The sequence below is a fragment of the Burkholderia sp. LS-044 genome, assembly GCF_004803625.1.
GTDB classification, from domain to species: Bacteria; Pseudomonadota; Gammaproteobacteria; order Burkholderiales; family Burkholderiaceae; genus Burkholderia; species Burkholderia cepacia.
This window is the reverse complement of record NZ_SSWO01000021.1, coordinates 101,922-123,584: the sequence shown is the minus strand read 5'-3', so window position 1 is coordinate 123,584 and position 21,663 is coordinate 101,922. Positions and strand designations below refer to the sequence as shown.

Genomic DNA, 21,663 nt, shown 5'->3' with positions numbered 1-21,663 from the left:
CATGGCTACTCAATGGGAAGTCGTTATCGGTCTCGAGACGCACGCGCAACTGTCGACCGTCTCGAAGATTTTCTCGGGCGCGTCGACGCAGTTCGGCGCCGAGCCGAACACGCAGGCGTGCCCGGTCGACCTGGCGCTGCCGGGCGTGCTGCCGGTGCTGAACCGCGGTGCGGTCGAGCGCGCAATCCGCTTCGGCCTCGCGATCGGCTCGACCATCGCGCCGCGCAGCATCTTCGCGCGCAAGAATTATTTCTACCCCGATCTGCCGAAGGGCTATCAGATCAGCCAGTACGAGATTCCGGTCGTGCAGGGCGGCCAGATCACGATCCAGGTGCCCGCCAACGAAAAGGCCGGCAAGGAAGCGTACGAGAAGACGGTCAACCTGACCCGCGCGCACCTCGAGGAAGACGCGGGCAAGTCGCTGCATGAAGACTTCGCCGGGATGACCGGGATCGACCTGAACCGCGCAGGCACGCCGCTGCTCGAGATCGTCACCGAGCCGGAAATGCGCAGCGCGGCCGAGGCCGTGGCCTATGCGAAGGCGTTGCACGGGCTCGTCGTGTGGCTCGGCATCTGCGACGGCAACATGCAGGAAGGCTCGTTCCGCTGCGACGCGAACGTGTCGGTGCGACCGGTCGGCCAGGAGAAGTTCGGCACGCGCGCGGAAATCAAGAACCTGAACTCGTTCCGGTTCCTCGAGGAAGCGATCAACTACGAAGTGCGTCGCCAGATCGAGCTGATCGAGGACGGCGGCGAAGTCGTGCAGGAAACGCGCCTCTACGATCCGGACAAGCGCGAGACGCGCTCGATGCGCAGCAAGGAAGACGCGCACGACTACCGCTACTTCCCCGACCCCGACCTGATGCCGCTCGTGATCGGCCAGGACTGGATCGATCGCGTGCAGTCCGGGATGCCCGAGCTGCCGGCCGCGATGCAGCAGCGCTTCGCCGAGCAGTACGGCGTGTCCGCGTACGACGCGGGCGTGCTGACGTCGAGCAAGGCGATGGCCGCGTATTTCGAGTCGGTGGTCGCGAAGGCCGGCGCCGCGAACGCGAAGATCGCCGCGAACTGGTTGATGGGCGACGTATCGTCGCAGCTGAACCGCGACGGCATCGAGATCGACGCGATCCCCGTGTCGGCCGCGCAGCTCGCGCTGCTGCTGCAGCGCATCGCCGACGGCACGATCTCGAACAAGATCGCGAAGGAAATCTTCGCGACGATCTGGGACGAGAAGCCGGACGACGAAGGTGCGGCCGACCGCATCATCGACGCGAAGGGCCTGAAGCAGATCTCCGACACCGGCGCGCTGGAAGCGATCATCGACGAAGTGCTCGCGGCGAACGCGAAGTCGGTCGAGGAATTCCGCGCGGGCAAGGAAAAGGCGTTCAACGCGCTGATCGGCCAGGCGATGAAGGCGACCAAGGGCAAGGCCAATCCGCAGCAGGTCAACGAACTGCTGAAGAAGAAGCTCGGCTGAGCATGAGCGCGCGCCTGAACCGCGCTTGACGACGGGCCGCCCCGAACCAGTTCGGGGCGGCCCGTTGCGTTTGGCGGATGCGTTATCGTATGCGTCACACCGTCCAACGGAGGAACGAATGGCGAAACAACCGTCGCTCGACGATTTCCGCGTGCCTTATTTCACGCGCGAGAAGGAAGCCGCCGCATTCAAGCTCGATGCGTTCGACCCGGCCGCGAAGCCGTTTTCGTCCGGCTCGAAGGATGACGACCGCGAACGGCTGTCGGTCGTGTCGACCGAACTCGACGTGCAGCAGGAGCGCCTGCACACGCAGCAGAAGAAGCGCGTGCTGCTCGTGCTGCAGGGGATGGACACCAGCGGCAAGGACGGCACCGTGCGCGCGGTGTTCCGCGAGGTCGATCCGCTCGGCCTGCGCGTCGTGTCGTTCAAGGCGCCGACGCCGATCGAGGCCGCGCACGACTTCCTGTGGCGCGTGCATGCGCAGGTGGCGGCCGCGGGCGAGCTCGCGATCTTCAACCGCAGCCACTATGAAGACGTGCTCGTGCCGCGCGTGCTCGACCTGATCGACGCGAAGGAATGCGAGCGCCGCTACCGGCAGATCCGCGATTTCGAGACGATGCTGGTCGAGAACGGCACGACGATCATCAAGTGCTTCCTGCACATCTCGAAGGACGAGCAGCGCGAGCGGCTGCAGGCGCGCATCGACGATCCGACCAAGCACTGGAAGTTCGACATCTCCGATCTCGACGCGCGCAAGCACTGGGATGCGTACCAGTCCGCGTACCGCGACGCGCTCGCCGCGACGTCCGCCGAGCATGCGCCGTGGTACGTGATCCCGGCCAACTCGAAGACGCACCGCAACGTGATGATCGCCGAGCTGCTGCTGCGCACGATGACCGACATGAAGCTGGAATTCCCGCCGCCGAAGCCCGAGCTCGAAGGCGTGAAGATCCGTTAAGCTGCCACCCTGTAAAACATCGAACTGAACGGAATCCGACATGATGCGAGTGATTACCGCCAACCTGAACGGCATCCGCTCCGCCGCGAAGAAGGGCTTCTTCGAGTGGCTCGGCGAACAGAACGCCGATTGCGTGTGCGTGCAGGAAATCAAGGTCTCGGCCGACGACCTGCCGGCCGAATTCGTCGAGCCGCACGGCTTCAAGAGCTATTTTCACCACGCCGAGAAAAAGGGCTACAGCGGCGCGGGCGTGTACAGCCGCCGCGAGCCCGACGACGTGATCATCGGCTTCGGCAGCAGCGAATTCGATGCCGAGGGTCGTTATGTCGAGGCGCGCTACGGCAAGCTGTCGGTCGTGTCGGTGTACGTGCCGTCCGGCTCGAGCGGCGAAGAGCGCCAGCAGGCGAAGTACCGCTTCATGGACGAGTTCATGCCGCACCTTGCCCAGCTCAAGAAGAAGCGCGAGGTGATCCTGTGCGGCGACGTGAACATCGTCCACAAGGAAATCGACATCAAGAACTGGAAGAGCAACCAGAAGAACTCGGGCTGCCTGCCGGAAGAGCGCGAGTGGCTCACGAAGCTGTTCGACGATGTCGGCTACGTCGACGTGTTCCGCACGCTCGACCCGCGCGCCGAGCAGTACACGTGGTGGAGCAACCGCGGCCAGGCGTATGCGAAGAACGTCGGGTGGCGGATCGATTACCAGATCGCGACGCCGGGCGTCGCCGGCACCGCGAAAAGCACGTCGATCTTCAAGGACATCAAGTTCAGCGACCACGCGCCGCTGACGGTGGACTACGACTACAAGAAGTGATTGCCGGCGCCGCGCCGCGCGCGTAGCGCCCGAACCCGCCGGTCGCCGGATGCAGAACGGGCCGCATGTCGAACATGCGGCCCGTTTCATTTGGGGCGGCGATCGTGCGGGCTGCCCGGTGGCGCTTACTGCTTGATCGATGCCATGTCGATCACGAACCGGTACTTCACGTCGCTCTTCAGCATCCGCTCGTAAGCGGCGTTGATCTGCTGCATCGGAATCGTCTCGATATCCGACGTGATCCCGTGCTCCGCGCAGAAGTCGAGCATTTCCTGCGTTTCCGCGATCCCGCCGATCAGCGAGCCCGCGAGGCGGCGGCGCTTGAAGATCAGGTTGAACACCTGCGGCGACGGATGGTCGTGCTCCGGCGCGCCGACGAGCGTCATCGTGCCGTCGCGCTTCAGCAGGTGCAGGAACGGGTTCAGGTCGTGCTGCGCGGCGACCGTGTTCAGGATGAAGTCGAAGCTGTTCAGGTGCGCGTTCATCTGCGCTTCGTCCTTCGAGATCACGACTTCGTGCGCGCCGACGCGCTTGCCGTCCTCGATCTTCGACGGCGACGTCGTGAACAGCACGACGTGCGCGCCCATCGCGCGCGCCAGCTTCACGCCCATGTGGCCGAGGCCGCCGAGCCCGACGATGCCGACCTTCTTGCCGGGGCCGACGTTCCACTGCCGCAGCGGCGAGTAGGTCGTGATCCCCGCGCACAGGAGCGGCGCGGCACCGGCCGGGTCGAGCGTCTCGGGCACGCGCAGCACGAACGCCTCGTCGACGACGAGCTGCGTCGAGTAGCCGCCGTACGTGACGTCGCCCGTCACGCGGTCCTGGCCGTTGTAGGTGCCGACGAAGCCGTTCTCGCAATACTGCTCGAGCCCGTCGGCGCAGCTCGGGCAGGTGCGGCACGAATCGACGAGACAGCCGACGCCGACCAGCTCGCCGACCTTGAAGCGCGATACCTGCGGGCCGGTCGCGGTCACGCGGCCGACGATTTCATGGCCCGGCACGACCGGGTAGATCGTGTTGCGCCATTCGTTGCGCGCCTGGTGCAGGTCCGAGTGGCAGACGCCGCAGTAGAGGACGTCGATCTGGACGTCGAGGTCGCGCAGCGCGCGACGCTGGAATTCGAACGGGGCGAGCGGCGACTGCGAATCGGTTGCCGCGTAAGCGTAGGTGGTGCTCATGCAGGGGGCTCCTTGGCCGGGAAAACATCCGGCGAAACGAACTGCCGTCGCACCCTATGGCGATGCGGCGAGGCAGGACGTCATCGTAAGGAGCACGGCGCCGCGATGAAATACACGAAGGTCTGGAAGATTTGCCTATTCCTCTCGAACTGCGTGCAAACGGCCGCCAAAACGCATTCAAGATGCTACATTGCGAGCCAGATTCTCTTGCCGGACAGGATGACGCAGATGAGCTTCGAGCCCCTTTTCGCCGACACGGGCGACCGCGTGCAGCGCCGCATGGTCGAGCTGCACACGCGCCTCGCGCCGAACGAGGGCGACACGCTGGCGGCGCTCGACGGCGTGCGTTTGATTCGCGTGAGCCGTCCGGGGCCGCGCATGCCCGTGCTGTACGAGCCGAGCATCATCGTCGTGTGTCAGGGGCGCAAGCTCGGTTATCTCGGCGACCGCTCGTTCGTGTACGACGCGCAGCAATACCTGGTGCTGTCGGTGCCGCTGCCGTTCGAATGCGAGACTTTCGCGAGCATGGACGAGCCGTTTCTCGCGATCTCGATCCGCGTCGATCTCGCGGTGATCGCCGAACTCGCGATCCTGCTCGACGAGACGCTCGGCGCGGCCGCGAGCGAACCGCTCGGCGTCTATTCGACGCCGCTCGACGCGCCGCTGGCCGATGCGGTCGTGCGGCTGCTCGAAGCGCTGGCTTCGCCGCACGACACGCGCGTGCTGGGCCCCGCGATCATGCGCGAGATCGCGTATCGCGTGCTGACGGGCGCGCAGGGCGACGCGATCCGCGCGGCGCTCGTGCAGCAGCATCACTTCGGCCGCATCGCGAAGGCGTTGCGGCGCATCCATGCGGAGCTGAAGGCCGACCTCGATGTCGAGACCCTGGCGCGCGAGGCCGGGATGAGCCTCGCGGTGTTCCACGCGCACTTCAAGCACGTGACGGCGACGTCGCCGATGCAGTACGTGAAGGCCGCGCGCCTGCACCAGGCGCGGCTGATGATGGTGCAGGACGGCGTCGGCGCCGGTACGGCGGCCGCGCGCGTCGGTTATGCGAGCGCGTCGCAGTTCAGCCGCGAGTTCAAGCGGCTGTTCGGCCGCAGCCCCGGTGACGAAGTGCGCTGGATGCGTGAAATCGGGATTCGCCCGGTCGTGGCCGATACGGACGCGTAGCGTCCGGCGTCAGCCGGTGGCGCCGCGCCGCACGACCTTGCGCCGCTGCGCGCTGATGCCCGCGTAGTCGGGCAGTGAGTCGACACGCTTGCCGATCGCCTTCGCGTACAGCGGCATCAGGTCCGGCAGCCGGTTCAGCAGATCCTGGCGCCGCGCGGTGCCGTACGGGTGCGTGTAGATGAAGCCCGTGGCCTTGTTCGCGCGCGTCGCGGCCGCGAGCTTGTCCCACAGCGTGATCGCCGCGCGCGGATCGAAGCCCGCGCGGGCGGCGATGTCGCCGCCGATCACGTCGGCTTCGGTCTCGTCGGTCGGGTCGTAGTGGAGCGACTGCAGGCGCTCGCCGAGGTTCAGCGCCTGCGGCAGCGGATCGCCGACGCCGAACAGCGGCGGCAACGCGGCGGCGCGCAGCGAAGTTTGCGATGCCGCGCTGAAGTTGCTGCGCGCATGTTCGCGCAGCGCGTGCGCGATGCCGTGCGCGGCCAGCACGCCGAGTTCGTCGTCGTTCAGCCGGAGGCGCTCGAGCAGGCCGCCGTACACGAGCACCTTGCCGCCCGGCAGGCAGGTCAGGCGGATGTCGCGCGAGCGGATCACGTTCACGTCCCACGCCCAGTTCTTCACGCGATCGTTCCACTTCACCGAATACGGCGCGAGCTTCGTGACGATCGCGCGCAGGCGCTTCACGCGCGGCTGGTTTGCCGGCAGCAGGCGGTTGCTGTCGGCGGCCGCCTGCACGATCTGCGCGTATTCGCTCGCGGTGAGCTGCTCGAGCAGCGGCGACGGGATCAGCGTGCGGAATGCGATCGCATTGCCGTAGCGAACCTGCTGCGGTGTCGGCGTATAAGCCTTCGTCGACGCGGCGGCGCCGGTCGGCTGCGCGGGTTCGGCGGTGGCCGGCTGGGCGGGGGCGGCGGAAGTCGATGTTGCCGGCGGTGAAGCCGGTGCGGCGGCCGGCGCGGAGCCCGCGGCGGTTGCAGCGGTCGCGCCGGTGTCGGACGCATGCGCGGCGAACCCGGCGGCGAGCGCCGCGGCACCGACGCTCCACGAAGCCGCAACGCGCGCGAGGCGGTGCAGGCGGTTACTGCGCACGGCTGGCCTCGCCGTTGCGTGCGGCGCCGTTCCACGGCGCGATCCTGAACAGCAGCAGCATGCCGGGAATCGCGAGCGCGGTGCACACGATGAAGTAGTCGAACCAGCCGATCTTCGCGACGATGAAGCCGCTCGCGGCCGACGCGAGCGTGCGCGGTACCGACGCGAGGCTCGTGAACAGCGCGAACTGCGTGGCCGTGTAGCGCGGGTCGGTCGTGCTCGCGATGTACGCGACGAACGCGGCCATCGTCAGGCCGGTCGTGAAGGTTTCGAAGCCGTAGACGATCGCGAGCGCGACGGTCATCGGGCTCAGATGCGGCGTGACCTCGAAGCCGAAGATCGACAGGAACGACGCGAGCGCATGGCTGGCCGCGACCGTGAAGTCGTAGAGCGCCGCGAGCACCGGCGAGCTGGGGCCGACCTGCGCGAGCCACGCGAAGCCGAGCGTCGACACCATCTGCAGCGCGCCGAAGACCCATAGCCCGCGGCCGATGCCGATCTTCACGAGCCAGACGCCGCCGATGATGCCGCCGGCGACGCTCGCGACGAGCGCGGTGGTTTTCGCGACGATGCCGATCTCGGTGCGCGAGAAGCCGATGTCGAGGAAGAACGACGTCGACAGCGTGGTGGCCATCGTGTCGCCGATCTTGAACAGGAAGATGAATGCGATGACGAGCAGCGCGCCGGTCCAGCCGTCGCGCTGGATGAATTCGCGGAACGGCAGCACGATCGCGTCGCGCAGGTTGCGCGGCGGCGCGCCGACCACTTCGGGCTCGCGCACCAGCAGCGTCATCAGGATGCCCGGCAGCATGAACGCGCCGGTGAGCGCGAACACGGCGTCCCACGGCATGTGATCGGACAGGATCAGCGCGAGCGAACCGGGAATCAGCGCGGCGAGTTTGTACGCGTTCACGTGCACCGCGTTGCCGAGGCCCTGCTCGGTGTCGCGCAGCAGCTCGCGGCGGTATGCGTCGATCACGATGTCGGAACTCGCGCCGAAGAACGCGACGAGCGTGGTGAGCGCGGCGACCGTCCAGATCGAATCGCGCGGCGACACGAAGCCGAGCGCGGCGATCGCGCCCGCGACCAGCACCTGCGTGAGCAGCATCCAGCCGCGCCGGCGGCCCGGCCGCCAGCCGGGCAGGCGCGGGATGTAGCGGTCCATCAGCGGCGCCCACAGGAACTTCCACGTATACGGGAACTGGATCAGCGCGAACAGGCCGATTTCCTTCAGGTTCACGCCTTCCGAGCGCAGCCAAGCCTGCACGAGATAGACGAGCGTGAACAGGGGCAGGCCCGACGTGAAGCCCAGGAACACGCAGATCAGCATGTGCGTGTTCAGATAGGCTCGCCAGCCGGGGTGATCCTCGTGAGCGGTGAGTGCGGGCGCCTCGTGTGGCGATTTCGACATGGACAGAAACTGAGTAGCGTTGACTGATTGCGGCGGCAGCGCAGGCGGCGGTGCGAGCGACGCGAGAGGGGCGGCCGCACGCTCGTGCGGGCCGGATCTTCCGTCAACGGCCCCCCGGCTCAGCTGCGCTTGACGCGGTAGACAGCAAGACTACCACGCCAGTTCGCTCCCCATCGAATCGGCTGGCCTTCGTGCAGCACGACGCGGTCGAGGATCGTGACGCCGACTTCCGGCGCGAGCGCCTCGAAATCCTTGATCGTCAGCACCCGGACGTTCGGCGTGTTGTGCCACTGGTAGGGCAGCGATTTCGACACGGGCATCCGGCCGTGCAGCACCGACAGCCGGTGCGACCAGTAGCCGAAGTTCGGGAACGACACGATGCACTCGCGGCCGACGCGCGCCGTTTCGCGCAGGATCGCGGCAGTCTGGTGGATCGTCTGCAGGGTTTGCGACAGGATCGCGATGTCGAAGCTGTGGTCTTCGAACAGCCGCAGGCCGTCCTCGAGATTCTGCTGGATCACGTTGATGCCGTTCTTCGCGCTCGCGAGCACGCCCGCGTCGTTCAGTTCGATGCCGTAACCGGTGACGTCCAGTTCTTCCATCAGCAGCGCGAGCAGCGAGCCGTCGCCGCAGCCGAGGTCGAGCACGGTCGAGCGCGGCTCGACCCAGCGGGCGATCGTGCGGAAGTCCGCGCGCGCGGACAGGGAGTTCAGTGCTTGCTGGTTCATGCCCCCACCTCGATGGCGATTCGTTCGTAATACGCGCGGAGCAGGTTGTGATAACGCGCGTCGTCGAGCAGGAACGCGTCGTGGCCGTGCGGCGCGTCGATTTCCGCGTAGCTGACCGTGCGCTTGTTGTCGAGCAGCGCCTTCACGATCTCGCGCGAACGCGCCGGCGCGAAGCGCCAGTCGGTCGAGAAGCTCGCGATCAGGTATTTCGCCTGCGTGTGCGCGAGCGCGGCCGTCAGGTTGCCGTCGAACGCCTTCGCCGGGTCGAAGTAGTCGAGCGCGCGCGTGATCAGCAGGTAGGTGTTCGCGTCGAAGTAGTCGGCGAACTTGTCGCCCTGGTAGCGCAGGTACGACTCGACCTCGAACTCGACGTCGAAGCTGAAGTTGTACGCGTCGAGCGCCCCGTCCGCGCGGCGCAGCGCACGGCCGAATTTCTCGGCCATGTCGTCGTCGGACAGGTACGTGATGTGGCCGATCATCCGCGCGACGCGCAGGCCGCGCTTCGGCTTCACGCCGTGCGCGTAATAGTCGCCGCCGTGGAAGTCGGGGTCGGACAGGATCGCCGAACGCGCGACCTCGTTGAACGCGATGTTCTGCGCGGACAGCTTCGGCGTCGACGCGATGTCGATGCAGTGCGCGACGCGCTCCGGATACATCAGGCTCCACGCGAGCGCCTGCATCCCGCCGAGGCTCCCGCCCATCACCGCGGCGAAGCGTTCGATGCCGAACGCGTCGGCGACGCGCGCCTGCGCGTGCACCCAGTCCTCGACGGTGACCACCGGGAAGCGTGCACCGTACGGCGTGCCGGTCGACGGATCGACGCTCATCGGGCCGGTCGAGCCGAAGCACGAGCCGAGGTTGTTCACGCCGATCACGAAGAAGCGGTTGGTGTCGAGCGGCTTGCCCGGGCCGACCATGTTGTCCCACCAGCCGGTGCTGCGCGGATCGTCCGCGTAGACGCCGGCGACGTGATGCGACGCGTTGAGCGCGTGGCAGACGAGCACCGCGTTCGAGCGCGCGGCGTTGAGCTCGCCGTACGTCTCGACGACGAGCTGATAGTTGCCGAGCACGCTGCCGCTTTGCAAGCGCAGCGGTTCGGCGAAGTGCATGGTCTGTGGAGCGACGATGCCGATCGATTCCATTCGTTCCGCCTTATGCCATATGACTGGGCGGCTAAATGGTGTCGGCGGGGCGCGGAGTCGAAGGTGCGCGGCTGACGACCTCTTTAGCCGCATTTGTAGTGAACCGCCGGGGAGCGACGCGCGACGCATCAAGGCCCCGGCCGGTTCGCGCGCCCGCAATCGAGTCAGCAAATCGGCGCGCTTCCGACCTGCCGCCAGGGAGGCGGCAAGTCGGACGAGTATAGCGGAAATTGCGGGACCCGGATTCGGGAGGTGCGCGGGGTGGCCGGAACCGCCTGCGCGGGAGCAGGCGGCACAGGCCGCGCCCCGTCACCAGTGGTACTTCGCCGCCAGCTCGCCCTTGACCACCGCATAGTCGGACAGGTTCGCCTCCACCCCGAGGCCCGCCGATATCGCGAAGCGCTTCGACACCTGGCCTCGCGCGCCGATCCGGAACGCCGCGCGGTCGCGCGGGACGCTGAACGAGAAAGCATTGCGGTCGAGCGTCAGCGTGCGCGAGCCGGGGCCGTGCCACCAGTTCGCCTCGATGAACGGGCGCAACTCACGGCCGTGCGACATCGCGGTCACGCCGTGCACGCGTACGCCCAGGCGGGTGAGCACATCGGTGGCGCCCTGGCCGTCGAGGCGGCCGCCGGCGGTGCCGTGCGCGTCCGCGCGATAGTCGGACACGACGAGCTGCGCTTCGGGCTCGACGAAGAACCGCGTGTCGCCCCGCTCGTAGAACCCGAGTGAATAGCCGGTCTCGATCGAACCGGTCACGGTGCGCGACCGATACGAATCGGCCGCGAGGCTGCCGCCGACGCTGTTCGCGTAGGCGCCGTACATGAACCACGCATCGACGTAAGGACCGGTCAGGATGTCGCGGCTGCCGTACCACGTGCCGTACACGCCGACGTTGTAGCCGGCCACGCTGCCGCGCGCGGTGGCGTTCATGACGCGTCCCTCGATCGGGTTCCACAGCGGGCGTGTCGACCAGTTCGTCTGGCTGCCGTACATGCCCATCGCGCCGATGCGCACGCTGCCGCCGCGGCCGTCGTCGAAGCGGAGCAGGTCGGCGCCCGCGTGAATCAGGCGGCCGTTGCCCGACACGCTGCGGTTGCCGCCCGACATCGACGTCATCTGGCCCTCGGCGCGCAGCCACACGGCGCCGTCCAGCGGGCCGGTTGCCTCGGCGCGTAGCGAACGATCGTCACGCTGATGCAGCGAATGAATCGCCATCGTCGCTGCGGCGTCTGCGTTTGCCAGATACGCGTCGGGTTCCGGTGCGGCGGCGCGCGGAGGAGGGGGGACGACTTCCGGCACGATCGGCGGGTCGGGCTGGACCGGCGGCAGTGGCTTTGCCGCGGAGACGAGATACCAGTCTTCCGCCTGCCCGCCGTCGCCGCCACGTTTGAGCATGTAATCGTAGCCGCCTGCCGACAACGTACCGAAGCCGTTCCGGTAGCCGTCCGATGCCGCATCGAGCGTGAATGCCGATGCATCGGTCGTGCCGCCGTTGCGGGTTTCGACGAGCGGGATGCCGACGGTCGTCGCCGCGCCGTCGCCGCCCGCGCGCTTCACGACGATGCCGGTATCGCCCGATGCGTGGCCGCCGTCGATCACGAGGCGGTCGCTGGGCGACGCGTCGTCCTGCAGCGTCGTATGGAGGACGAGCTTGCCGTTGCGGGCCGCATAGTCGCCCGTCACCACGAGCGTGCGCGGTGTCGGCGCGCCTCGGGCCGCCGGCGCGTCGAATGCGATCGTCGAATCGTTCAGCGCGACGGAGCCGACCGACGAATCCGCGGTGACGGTCCAGAGACTGTTCGTGTCCAGCGACAGCGTGCGAACCGCGTCGGTCGCGCCCGTCCACGCGGACGCGTTCGTGAGCGCGACGTCCGTCACCGCGTGCGTCGGACTGCCGTCGTCGGTCGGGTGGTTGACGATGTCGCCTGCGGCATGGGAGCGCTCGTCGAGCGTCAGGCGTACCGGCGCACCCGACTCGGCATGGACGGACAGCAGCTTGCCGTTGCCGCCGATCGCGCGCGTGCCGTTTTTCAGCGTGACCGTCGCATCGGATGCGTCGATCGCGCCATGGCGCTCGCTGACGAGCGTGCCGTCGTCGATCGTCAGCGTGCCGCCATGGACGGCCGCCCCATACGCGTCGGCACCGGTCGTGCGGGCGTCGCTGCGCAGCAGATCGACCGAGCCGCCGACACTCGCATGCAACGCGGTGGCTTCGGCGCCGTGCGTCTCGACGCTCGTCTCGGTGAGCGAGGCGACGGAGCCTGCGCCGGCCGACAGCACGCCGCGCGCGCGTTCGCCGCTCGTCACGATGCCGCCGCGTGTCATCGCGACCTTGCCGCCGAGCCGGGCGATGGCGCCGATCGAGCGCGTACCGGTTGTGGTGACGTACGTATCGATCGCTTGTGCGACGGGCGCGTTCGCAAATTCCTTCGAGGCATACAGGCCATGGGCGCTCTCGCCGTGCGTGAGCACGTTCGAGCGGGCGAGTTCGACACGGCCTTCGCGGGCATCCACGCCGAGCGCGGCATAGCCGCTCGTTTGCAGGAGCGAGTCGCTGAACGTGACGGTGGATGTGCCCGGTTTGGACAGCGCCGACGCGTAGTCGCCGATTGTCATGATGTCGACTCGATCGAAGGCCGCACGCACGTCGCCGTGACTCACGAACACGCCGAAAGAGAATTCGCCGCCGGTGATGATCTTCGTATCGGCGACGCTCACGGAGGCGCCCGGCGCATAGTGCACGGCGACGCCATGCGCTTCACGGCCGCGTGTGGCAATCAGGCTGTCGGAGAGATCGATGTGGCTGTCGGCGCCGTCGACATAGGCACCGTGGGCACTGTCATTGTCCGTATCGATGGAAAGCTGTCGCGCCACCACGCTGCCTCCCTGGCGCGCATCGATTCCCGTGCCGAATATGCCGCGCGTGCGGATTTCGGCGTTGTTCAATTCGATATATGAGCGGGCCCCTTCGGCGATTGCGCCGCTTGAACCGTGGCCGAACGTGAACAGGCGCGTCTTGCCGCCGGTAGTGAGCGTGCCGCCGTTGAGTGCGGCCAATGCTGGAGCGCCATGGCTGAACGTCGAATAGTCGCCGGGCGCGACTTCGAGCGCGGTGCCGTCCGCACGCTGGCCGTTACCGCCGGGAGATTGGGCCTGGGACGGCAATGACATCGCCGTGCCGGCGAGTATCGCCGCACGGGCGAAATGCCCACCGATGCCAAATTTGAAGAGCACATGCCTGCATTTCACTGGTTCACTCCGGTTTTGCTTGAATGTTCGAGCGAAATGTATCTTGTGAGAGAGGGTTTGGAAATTTGACGAGTTCGAATTTGCAGACCGAATTGTTGCCGTACCGGCATCGCGAATGCCCGATTGCGCCACGCTGTTCGTACCCGTCATGTCGGGTACGGGGGCCATGCACTGAATGGCGACGGAGACGGTCACCGTGACTGATCCGATTCATGTCGTGAATCGGCCGTGCGATGCGGTCGGGGCGCTGGGGCGTGATCGCACCGCGATCAACTGGTGCGGCAAAGCAGGTGCGAGTGTTGTGTGTTCCCGAGACAGGGTAAGCAGGAGCACCGCTGCCGGACATCAATTGTTATGTATCGATGACAGTGGGCGATAAAACATGGCGTGACGCCTGTCGATCGACGAACTTTCGTACATTTACGATGAAATCCGACGATAAATTAGGACGACGATGGGTGTGATGAACTTGTGTTTTTTCGGAAAATTCCCAGCGAAATGCCGTCGCCGGCAACGGGGATGATCGATTTGTCCTGAAAAAAAGCGACGGAACATTTCAACTTTACCTTAAACCTTATAGGCAATTATCGACATGAAAAAAGCGTTTGTTCCGATGCTGCTGGCCGGTATTTCAGTCTTGATGCTTGCCCCCGCCGCGCACGCCGCGGACGGATTGGTCGAGTTCGATGGTGTGCTGACATCGGCAACCTGCACGATCAATAACGGCAGCAAGGATTTCACCGTCACGCTGCCGCCGATGTCCACGAAGACGCTGGCCGCGCCGGGTTCCTGGGCCGGTCGTCAGGGGTTCAAGCTGTCCCTGACCGATTGCACGCCGTCCACGGGCATCGTGAGTGCGTACCTCGAGCCCGGTCCGACGGTGAATTCGGCCACCGGCAATCTGAAGCCTGACGCCGGCGGGGCGACGAAGGTCGAAGTTGCCCTGCTCAACAGCAGTTACGACCCGATTGATGCATCGAAGCCGATCGGTCAGCAGAACGTCGACAAGGTCAGCCTTGCTTCGGGCAAGGCCGACCTGCAGTTCTACGCACAGTACCAGTCGCTCGGCAACGCCACGGCGGGTGCGGTCAAGTCGCGCGTGAACTACACGATCACGTATCAATAAGCACGCCGCGTAGGCGGCCGGTAATTTCACCGCCGCCCCTTCGCGTTCTCGTATCAAGCCGTTTCGTCGTCACGCGAGACGGCTTCTCAGGAATGACGCGAGTACATATTAAATAGGAATGCGTATGAAAATTTCGTGGAGAAACGGATTGTATGCCGCACTGCTTGGCCTGAGCGCGGCCGCGGCGATCGACAGTGCACACGCGAGCGTGGTGATCGACAACACGCGCGTGATTTTCCGCGGCACCGAGCGTGAAACGTCGATCAAGATGACGAATGCAGGTGACCGGCCCGCATTCGTTCAGGTCTGGATCGACAAGGGTGAGGTTCAGGCGTCGCCTGAGACGATCGACGTACCGTTCACGTTGACGCCGACCATGTTCCGGCTCGATGCAAAGAAGGGGCAGACGGTCCGCATGATCTATACCCGGGAACCACTTGCGCAGGACAGGGAAACGCTGTTCTGGCTGAACGCGCTCGAGGTGCCGCCGAAAGCGACGGATGAGGAATCCGGCGAGAACTACCTGCAATTCGCCTTCCGTACCCGCATCAAGGTGATGTACCGACCGAAGGGGCTGTCCGGCGATCCTCTGGACGCACCCGGGAAGGTGAGATGGTCGGTTATGCGAAGCGAAGGGGGCGGCGGTTATGTGCTGAAAGGCGAGAACCCGACGCCGTATTTCGTCAATCTCGGTGAGGTCACGCTGAAGTCTGGCGGCCGCAGCTATAGCGCCGGAAACGGTTACGTCCCGCCGTTCTCGTCCCAAACTTTCCCGATCGAAAGGCTGGCACGGCAGCCGGATGCCGACGCCGAAGTCGATTACCTGTCCATCAACGACTACGGTGCCGGCGTGCCGGGCACGCACCCGCTCAAGAGCCCGGCGCAACGCTGACCCGCGGCGGCGCGGCACGCATGCCGCGCCGTGCCTGACCGGCCGCATCGACGCGGCCGTCCTTCCCTGAATTGCCTCCCGACGTCGAAAGACACAACCGCGCATTCAACGGAGCATTTTGCCCGGTCTCCGGGCGCACCGAGTAATGAAGTGCGTGACACCATGACGAAGACCGTAAAACCCGAAGCGCAGGGTATCCTGCCACGCCTGCGGCCGCTTTCTGCCGCGGTGCTGTCGATGTTGTCCACTTATCAGGTGGTGGCCGCTGAAGTCGAATCGAGCAATGCGCGATTCATGGTCGCGCCGATCGAGTTCGAAAAGGAATTTCTCGCGCCTGGCAGCAGCGCGGCGACCAATCTTTCGCGCTTCGAAAAGGGCGACACGGTGCTGCCTGGTACATACAACGTCGACGTTTACGTCAACGAACGCTGGGTCGGCCGTATCGACGTCCCGTTCAAGGAGCCGGACGGATTGCGTGGCAGCAATGCGCGCGCCTGCTTTGACAAGCCACTGCTGCTTCGCACCGGCGTCGATCTGACCCGGCTCGCCTCCGCAACCGCCGAGGCGCTGGACGTGCCGGGCGCGTGCCTGCCGATAGAACGGGTCATCGACAGCGCAAAGGCAGACTTCGATTTCGGCACGCAACGTCTCGATCTGACGATCCAGCAAATGTCGCTCAGCCGAAATCCGCGTGGTTATGTCGGCCAGGCGTACTGGGATAGCGGGGTGAACGCCGCATTTCTCGGCTACGACACGAATGTCTATATGTACAACAGCCACGGTGCGGAAACGCAAACGCAGGGATATGTCGGGCTGAGCGCCGGCATGAACCTCGGCCCGTGGCATTTTCGGCATGACGGTTCATACAACTGGAGTTCGCAGAGCAAGGGGCAATATCAAAGCCTCAGGATTTTCGTGCAACGCGATGTGCCGCGCCTGTCGTCCCAACTCACGCTTGGCGAGTCGTATACCACCGGTGAACTCTTCGATTCGGTTGCGTTCCGTGGTGCCCGGCTCGCAAGCGACGACCGGATGCTGCCCGACTCGCTGCGCGGCTACGCGCCGACCGTACGGGGCGTGGCCAACAGCAACGCCAGGGTGACGATCAGGCAGAACGGCGCGACGATTTACGAGACGGTCGTCGCACCCGGTGCATTCGAGATCAACGATCTTTATGCGACAGGGTACGGCGGCGACCTCAAGGTGGACGTTACCGAGGCGGACGGCCGCGTGCATTCCTTCAGCGTGCCCTATGCCGCGCTGCCGTTGTCGTTGCGGCCGGGCATCAGCCGTTACAGCATCACGGCGGGCACGCTTCGCGATGCATCGCTCTCCGGCAATCCGCCGTTCATCCAGGGGACCTGGCAGCGCGGTTTCACGAATGCACTGACCGGATATGTCGGTGCGGCGGCCGCCGAGGGTTACGCGACAGCGTTGGTGGGCGGCGTGCTGGCCACGAAGGTCGGTGCGTTCAGCTTCGACTACACGCAATCGAACGCGCTGATTCCGGGATCGGGCCGGATGGTGGGCGGCAGCATGCGAATCGGTTACTCGAAGAATCTTCCGCAGACCGGCTCGGACATTTCCATCGCAGCCTATCGCTATTCGACCGGCGGCTTCCTTGACCTGGTCAATGCCATGCAGATGCGCGACGCAAGCAAGCGTGGCCTGACTGCGGGAGGCAACGTGGTGCGTCCGCGCAACCGCGCACAGGCGACGATCAGTCAGTCGCTCGGCCAGCGAGGCGGCGTCGTATCGCTGACGGCGTCGACGGTGAATTACTGGAATCGCGCCGGTTCCGATATCAACTACTCGGTCGGTTACAGCAATACGATCCGCAACATCAGCGTGAACCTCCAGGCGACGCGGCAGCAGATGCAATTCGGCCGGCAGAGCACGCTTTACTACGCGAGTCTGACGATTCCGCTCGGCCGTGATCGCCCGCTCACCATCAGCTCAAGCGTGTCACGCGATACGAGCGGCAGCACGCAGGTTCGGACGGCCATGACGGGTTCGCTTGGCGCGGATCGCAATCTTTCGTACGGCGTGAACGTCAACCACGTTTCCGGCAACGATCAGGGCAGCACGTCGGGCAGTGCAAATGCGCTGTATCACGGCCGCGTAGCCGATATTTCGGCCAGCGCGGGCACCGGAAAGGGGTATTCGCAAGGCTCGCTCGGCGTGCGCGGCGCATTGGTTGCGCATCCGGGCGGGATCACGCTGTCGCAGCCGGTTTCTGAAACATTCGGGATCGTCGAGGCAAAGAATGCCCAGGGGGCGCGCGTCCTCAATTCATCGGGTTTGCGAGTGGATGGCCGTGGCTACGCGATCGTGCCTTACCTGACACCCTATAGCGTCAATTCGGTCGATATCGATCCGAAGGGGCTGTCCACCGATGTCGAATTGAAATCCACCAGTCAGCAGATCGCTCCCCGCGCAGGGGCGATCGTGATGCTGAAGTATGAAACCGAAATGGGCCGCTCGGCGGTGATCCACACCACGCGGTCGAACGGCAAGCCGTTACCGTTCGGTGCAGATGTGATCGACGTACACGGCAAGCGTGTCGGCATAGTCGGGCAGGCCAGCAAGATATTCGCCCGGGGGCTGGAGGATCGCGGCGAACTCTCGGTCAGATGGGGCGAGGAGCCCGACGCGCGGTGCCGCATCACATATGACCTGCCGGTGCGCGAAAAACATTCGGGATCGGACAGCTACCAGCGTGTTGATGCGCTTTGTCGCAGCGCAGAGCCACCGACCGATGGAACGGATGCTGCACCCGGCGAGTAACACGCGTCTACGCGGACAACGTCGCAGGCGCCGCGCGCTCGTCAAGCCGCGACGCCAGCACCGACGGGGCGCTGACTGGAAGAGACACGGCTCGTCGCGGAAAGATCGCGGCGGTCGATGCCCCGCGAAAGACATTCAAGTTGATCGATAGAGAAATTGCGATGAAAAAATGGAAATGGATTATTGCGATGGCGATGATGTCGGGGCTGTCGGGTCTCGCGCACGCAGCCCCTTATTGCTTCACCATCAATCCGACTGGTCCGTTAAAGACGGCAGAGTACAATTTCGACGCCAATAAAATACCGCCATTCAATCCCAATGTGCCGGATGGCACGCTGTTACTCGGCATAACGCTAGAGTCGGACAATGTCCCGCCGCCGTTTTGGATTCGATGTGTGTACCCTATATTTAGCCTTTCTTATTGGCATTCTCCTTTGCCGGCTTACGGTGTCAATCAGAAGATGTTTCAATCGGGGATTGAAGGCGTTGCGGTAAAAATAGCGAGCAGTGGGAAGTTTCTTCCGATAGATAGTCGGGATGCGTATTATCCGGAATATGAGATAGGTGTTGGTGGTGGTAACAAAGCGTCCGTGATGCTGCAATTTTACAAAATCGGCCCCATTACGGGAAAAGGCAGATTGTCGGGCGAGTTTGCTTTTCACTCGGTGACCTCTCTGACGGACAAAGTCGTCAGCTATCGATGGTCCGGTGATTTACAGATCAAGGCGCCGACCTGTAATGCTGCTGCGGCGACGCAAAATGTGGATCTCGGTACCTATTCCACAAAGAAATTCACCGGGATCGGCTCGACCTCGGATTTGAAGCCTTTCGCGATCAACTTGATCTGTTCCGGTGGTGACGAGAGCGTCGATGCGAAGCTCTATATGACTTTGACCGACGTCACGTACCAGTCCAACACGTCGAATACGCTGAATCTCTCGTCCGATTCGACGGCCAAGGGATTGGGTATCCAGGTTTTCAAGGATTCGACGCTGCTCAGCTACGGGCCCGACTCGTCAGTGGCGGGGAACAAGAATCAGTGGTATGCCGGCACGACAGGTAACGGCTTCTTCTCGATCCCGTTGAGCGCCCGATTCATTCAGACGTCGCCGACCGTTACCGCGGGCAAGGCCAAGGGGCGAATGACGTTCACGCTCAGTTACCAGTGAGGCGTCGCTGGCGGAGGGCGGCCCGATGTGTCGCACGCTTTGCCGACCGCGCGTGGCGACGATGAACCGTTTTGCCGCCGACCACGCTTACTGCAGGATCAGCCGCAAATGCGCATCGGCCTGCTCGCCGGGCGGTTTCTGGAACCCGCCTTTCGCGAAGCGATGCCACCGGCCGATCACATAGCTGACGAGCAGGCTCGCGCGGGCGGCGGGATCGTAGTCGGCGGGCAGCGCGAACGGCGCCGCGCCGTCGGGCGCTTGCGCCTCGGTACGCGCGACCCGCAGGCACTGCTTGACGGTCGCCTCGATCCGGTCGAGCAACTGGTTCACGCGCTCGGTCAGACGCTCGTCCTCGCCGACCAGCGCCTCGCCGGTCAGCACGCGCGTCATGCCCGGATTCTTCGCGGCGAAATTGAGCATCGTCAGTGCGATCGTGCGCGCCTGCTGCACGCCGTTCGGCTCCTTCGCGACGATCTGGTTGACGAGCCCGAACAGCGCCTGCTCGATGAACTCGATCAGCCCTTCGTACATCTTCGCCTTGCTGGGGAAGTGCCGGTACAGCGCGGCTTCCGACACGTCGAGCCGGGCCGCGAGCGAGGCGGTCGTGATTTTTTCGGGTTTCGGCGCTTCGAGCATCGCCGCGAGGGTCTGCAGGATCATCACGCGGCGCTCGCCCGGCTTCGGGCGCGGGCGAGCAGGTGTGGTCCGGCCTTCGGTTACGGCTTGGTCCTGCGGGTAAGTCGGCTGCATTTTTGTCGCCCCGATCGTGTGCCCAGTCGGAGCGATTTTAGCGAACGAATGCGCTGGTCGACATAAAGTGGGCGTCCGGTGCCTGGCAGGTGGCCCGGCAGGTGCCCGGTGATCCACACCGTGCCGATGCCGAGGCGCTTGTAGCGCTTCAGGTGGCCGAGCGTATCCTCGACGAGGATCGCGTCGGACGCACGGGCACGCACGGCGCGCAGCGTACGGCGCAGCATCGTGTGATCGGGCTTCGCGCGCCATGTGCGGCGGTCGCGCATGTGCTCGATCGCGATCACGCGTTCGAACAGCCGCTCGATGCGCAATTCGCGCAGCACCGCGCGCGCATAGTTCTCGGGCGCATTGGTCAGCACGAACTTGCGGCCCGGCAGCGCGGCGATGATGTGCGCGAGGCCGCGCTCGGCGCGCACCATCGCGGGAAGATCGGCGAACGTGTGGACCACGCGCAGGAAGTCGTGCGGATCGATCGGGTGATGGCGCGTGAGGCCGAGGAGCGCGGCGCCGTAGCGCTGCGTGTAGCCGGTGCGCAGGCGGTCGGCTTCGGCGCGCTCGACCTGCAGCGCGTCGATGATGTACTGCGTCATCGCGCGGTTGATCTCCGGAAAGATCGCGTGCGATGCGTGGTGCAGCGTGTTGTCGAGATCGAACAGCCAGACGGGCGAGCCGGCGTGCGGCCGGCTGCGGGAGATGCGCCGGCGTCGCAGCGACGCCGGCAGGTCGGGGCCGGAGGGTTTGCGGCGCGCGCTCAATGCGAGCGGATCATCGTGCCGAACGGCTGCTCGGTCAGGATTTCCAGCAGCACCGAATGTTCGATCCGGCCGTCGACGATATGCACCGACTTCACGCCGCTCTTCGCCGCGTCGAGCGCCGACGAGATCTTCGGCAGCATGCCGCCCGAGATCGTGCCGTCCTCGAACAGCGCGTCGATCTCGCGCGCGGACAGGTCGGTCAGCAGGTTGCCGTCCTTGTCCATCACGCCGGGGATATTGGTCATCATCAGCAGCTTCTCGGCGTTCAGCACCGTGGCGAGCTTGCCCGCGACCAGATCGGCATTGATGTTGTACGAGAGGCCGTCCTCGCCGAAGCCGATCGGCGAGATCACCGGGATGAACGCGTCGTCCTGCAGCGCCTTCACGACCGCCGGGTTGATCGCCTCGACTTCGCCGACCTGGCCGATGTCGATGTACTGGCCCGGGTTGTCGCGGTCCGGCATCAGCAGCTTGCGTGCGTGGATCAGGCCGCCGTCCTTGCCCGTCAGGCCCACCGCGTGGCCGCCGAAGTGGTTGATCAGCATCACGATGTCCTGCTGCACTTCGCCGCCCAGCACCCATTCGACGACTTCCATCGTCTCTTCGTCGGTGACGCGCATGCCCTGGATGAAGGTGCCGGCCTTGCCGATCTTCTTCAGCGCGTGATCGATCTGCGGACCGCCGCCGTGGACGATCACCGGGTTGATGCCGACCAGTTTCAGCAGGATCACGTCGCGCGCGAAGCCTTGCTTGAGCCGCTCTTCCGTCATCGCGTTGCCGCCGTATTTGATGACCACGGTTTTCCCGTGGTAACGGCGGATATACGGCAGCGCCTCGGCGAGGATTTCTGCTTTCAGCGTGGGGGCGATCTGCGAGAGGTCGATGGGCTCGGACATGGCGGCGGCTCTGGCTGGGAACGGTTGAAACACGGCGAATTGTACAGGAGTGGCGCAGCGCAGCAT

At 65.1% G+C, this 21,663-nt stretch carries 17 protein-coding genes; 8 read left to right on the top strand and 9 right to left on the bottom strand.

Annotated features, from left to right (window positions below; genetic code table 11):
• Position 1 precedes the first annotated feature (1 nt).
• The 3 genes from gatB to E9536_RS35890 all read left to right on the top strand — a co-directional run bounded on the left by gatB (position 2) and on the right by E9536_RS35890 (position 3,249).
• Positions 2-1,477 (top strand): Asp-tRNA(Asn)/Glu-tRNA(Gln) amidotransferase subunit GatB, encoded by a 1,476-nt coding sequence (gene gatB / locus E9536_RS35900; protein ID WP_060358496.1) that lies wholly within the window; start codon positions 2-4, stop codon positions 1,475-1,477.
• Between the two features lie 118 nt (positions 1,478-1,595).
• The gene (locus E9536_RS35895) at positions 1,596-2,435 is read left to right on the top strand and encodes a polyphosphate kinase 2 family protein (protein WP_027788860.1); all 840 of its coding nucleotides are present in this window, start codon (positions 1,596-1,598) and stop codon (positions 2,433-2,435) included.
• Positions 2,436-2,475: 40 nt separating this feature from the next.
• Positions 2,476-3,249: an exodeoxyribonuclease III gene (locus E9536_RS35890; protein ID WP_021158564.1), complete on the top strand. Its 774-nt coding sequence runs from the start codon at positions 2,476-2,478 to the stop codon at positions 3,247-3,249.
• Positions 3,250-3,374: 125 nt separating this feature from the next.
• On the opposite strand, the gene E9536_RS35885 is transcribed toward E9536_RS35890, so the two are convergent.
• On the bottom strand, positions 3,375-4,427 hold the full coding sequence (locus tag E9536_RS35885) for an NAD(P)-dependent alcohol dehydrogenase (protein ID WP_027788861.1): 1,053 nt from the start codon (positions 4,425-4,427) through the stop codon (positions 3,375-3,377).
• A 228-nt stretch (positions 4,428-4,655) separates the two neighbouring features.
• Between E9536_RS35885 and E9536_RS35880 the strand changes: the two genes are divergently transcribed.
• Positions 4,656-5,600 (top strand): AraC family transcriptional regulator, encoded by a 945-nt coding sequence (locus tag E9536_RS35880; RefSeq protein ID WP_136472449.1) that lies wholly within the window; start codon positions 4,656-4,658, stop codon positions 5,598-5,600.
• Positions 5,601-5,609: 9 nt separating this feature from the next.
• Here E9536_RS35880 and E9536_RS35875 read toward each other — a convergent pair whose 3' ends face one another.
• From E9536_RS35875 to E9536_RS35850, 5 genes are all read right to left on the bottom strand, one after another.
• Entirely contained in the window at positions 5,610-6,686 is a 1,077-nt protein-coding gene (locus E9536_RS35875) for a M48 family metallopeptidase (RefSeq protein WP_060082936.1), read from the bottom strand.
• Positions 6,676-8,097 carry an AmpG family muropeptide MFS transporter gene (locus E9536_RS35870; RefSeq protein WP_136472447.1) on the bottom strand — a complete coding sequence of 474 codons (1,422 nt, stop codon included), beginning with the start codon at positions 8,095-8,097 and terminating at the stop codon, positions 6,676-6,678. The genes E9536_RS35875 and E9536_RS35870 overlap by 11 nt, the downstream gene beginning before the upstream one ends.
• A gap of 119 nt (positions 8,098-8,216) precedes the next feature.
• Complete coding sequence (gene metW, locus E9536_RS35865; RefSeq protein WP_021156285.1) at positions 8,217-8,825, bottom strand: methionine biosynthesis protein MetW; 609 nt, start codon at positions 8,823-8,825, stop codon at positions 8,217-8,219.
• On the bottom strand, positions 8,822-9,967 hold the full coding sequence (locus tag E9536_RS35860; RefSeq protein WP_060317230.1) for a homoserine O-acetyltransferase: 1,146 nt from the start codon (positions 9,965-9,967) through the stop codon (positions 8,822-8,824). The genes metW and E9536_RS35860 overlap by 4 nt, the downstream gene beginning before the upstream one ends.
• 309 nt (positions 9,968-10,276) lie before the next feature.
• A complete protein-coding gene (locus tag E9536_RS35850; RefSeq protein ID WP_136472445.1) occupies positions 10,277-13,141 on the bottom strand; it encodes an autotransporter outer membrane beta-barrel domain-containing protein in 2,865 nt (954 codons plus the stop codon).
• Positions 13,142-13,811: 670 nt separating this feature from the next.
• On the opposite strand from E9536_RS35850, the gene E9536_RS35845 reads away from it, so the two are divergent.
• The 4 genes from E9536_RS35845 (at position 13,812) to E9536_RS35830 (ending at position 19,193) form a co-directional block, all read left to right on the top strand.
• Positions 13,812-14,345, top strand: coding sequence for a fimbrial protein (locus E9536_RS35845; RefSeq protein WP_059700468.1), 534 nt, complete (start codon positions 13,812-13,814; stop codon positions 14,343-14,345).
• A 124-nt stretch (positions 14,346-14,469) separates the two neighbouring features.
• Positions 14,470-15,237, top strand: coding sequence for a fimbria/pilus periplasmic chaperone (locus E9536_RS35840; RefSeq protein WP_136472444.1), 768 nt, complete (start codon positions 14,470-14,472; stop codon positions 15,235-15,237).
• Between the two features lie 162 nt (positions 15,238-15,399).
• Entirely contained in the window at positions 15,400-18,024 is a 2,625-nt protein-coding gene (locus E9536_RS35835) for a fimbria/pilus outer membrane usher protein (RefSeq protein ID WP_136472442.1), read from the top strand.
• A gap of 140 nt (positions 18,025-18,164) precedes the next feature.
• Positions 18,165-19,193: a fimbrial protein gene (locus tag E9536_RS35830; protein WP_124818074.1), complete on the top strand. Its 1,029-nt coding sequence runs from the start codon at positions 18,165-18,167 to the stop codon at positions 19,191-19,193.
• Between the two features lie 87 nt (positions 19,194-19,280).
• Here the strand turns inward: E9536_RS35830 and slmA are convergent, their stop codons facing one another.
• The 3 genes from slmA to argB are packed head-to-tail and all read right to left on the bottom strand — an operon-like array spanning position 19,281 to position 21,597.
• On the bottom strand, positions 19,281-19,943 hold the full coding sequence (slmA, locus tag E9536_RS35825; protein WP_059700462.1) for a nucleoid occlusion factor SlmA: 663 nt from the start codon (positions 19,941-19,943) through the stop codon (positions 19,281-19,283).
• Entirely contained in the window at positions 19,910-20,701 is a 792-nt protein-coding gene (locus tag E9536_RS35820) for a pyrimidine 5'-nucleotidase (protein ID WP_059700460.1), read from the bottom strand. Before E9536_RS35820 ends, slmA begins: the two co-directional genes overlap by 34 nt.
• Positions 20,698-21,597 (bottom strand): acetylglutamate kinase, encoded by a 900-nt coding sequence (argB, locus tag E9536_RS35815; protein WP_006490510.1) that lies wholly within the window; start codon positions 21,595-21,597, stop codon positions 20,698-20,700. Before argB ends, E9536_RS35820 begins: the two co-directional genes overlap by 4 nt.
• Between the last annotated feature and the right edge of the window lie 66 nt (positions 21,598-21,663).

Bases quoted from the DNA above. Each gene is read 5' to 3' on its own strand.
- gatB (WP_060358496.1), top strand. From the start codon at position 2: ATGGCTACTCAATGGGAAGTCGTTATCGGTCTCGAGACGCACGCGCAA.
- E9536_RS35895 (WP_027788860.1), top strand. From the start codon at position 1,596: ATGGCGAAACAACCGTCGCTCGACGATTTCCGCGTGCCTTATTTCACG.
- E9536_RS35890 (WP_021158564.1), top strand. From the start codon at position 2,476: ATGATGCGAGTGATTACCGCCAACCTGAACGGCATCCGCTCCGCCGCG.
- E9536_RS35885 (WP_027788861.1), bottom strand. From the start codon at position 4,427: ATGAGCACCACCTACGCTTACGCGGCAACCGATTCGCAGTCGCCGCTC.
- E9536_RS35880 (WP_136472449.1), top strand. From the start codon at position 4,656: ATGAGCTTCGAGCCCCTTTTCGCCGACACGGGCGACCGCGTGCAGCGC.
- E9536_RS35870 (WP_136472447.1), bottom strand. From the start codon at position 8,097: ATGTCGAAATCGCCACACGAGGCGCCCGCACTCACCGCTCACGAGGAT.
- metW (WP_021156285.1), bottom strand. From the start codon at position 8,825: ATGAACCAGCAAGCACTGAACTCCCTGTCCGCGCGCGCGGACTTCCGC.
- E9536_RS35860 (WP_060317230.1), bottom strand. From the start codon at position 9,967: ATGGAATCGATCGGCATCGTCGCTCCACAGACCATGCACTTCGCCGAA.
- E9536_RS35850 (WP_136472445.1), bottom strand. From the start codon at position 13,141: ATGTCATTGCCGTCCCAGGCCCAATCTCCCGGCGGTAACGGCCAGCGT.
- E9536_RS35845 (WP_059700468.1), top strand. From the start codon at position 13,812: ATGAAAAAAGCGTTTGTTCCGATGCTGCTGGCCGGTATTTCAGTCTTG.
- E9536_RS35840 (WP_136472444.1), top strand. From the start codon at position 14,470: ATGAAAATTTCGTGGAGAAACGGATTGTATGCCGCACTGCTTGGCCTG.
- E9536_RS35835 (WP_136472442.1), top strand. From the start codon at position 15,400: ATGACGAAGACCGTAAAACCCGAAGCGCAGGGTATCCTGCCACGCCTG.
- slmA (WP_059700462.1), bottom strand. From the start codon at position 19,943: ATGCAGCCGACTTACCCGCAGGACCAAGCCGTAACCGAAGGCCGGACC.
- argB (WP_006490510.1), bottom strand. From the start codon at position 21,597: ATGTCCGAGCCCATCGACCTCTCGCAGATCGCCCCCACGCTGAAAGCA.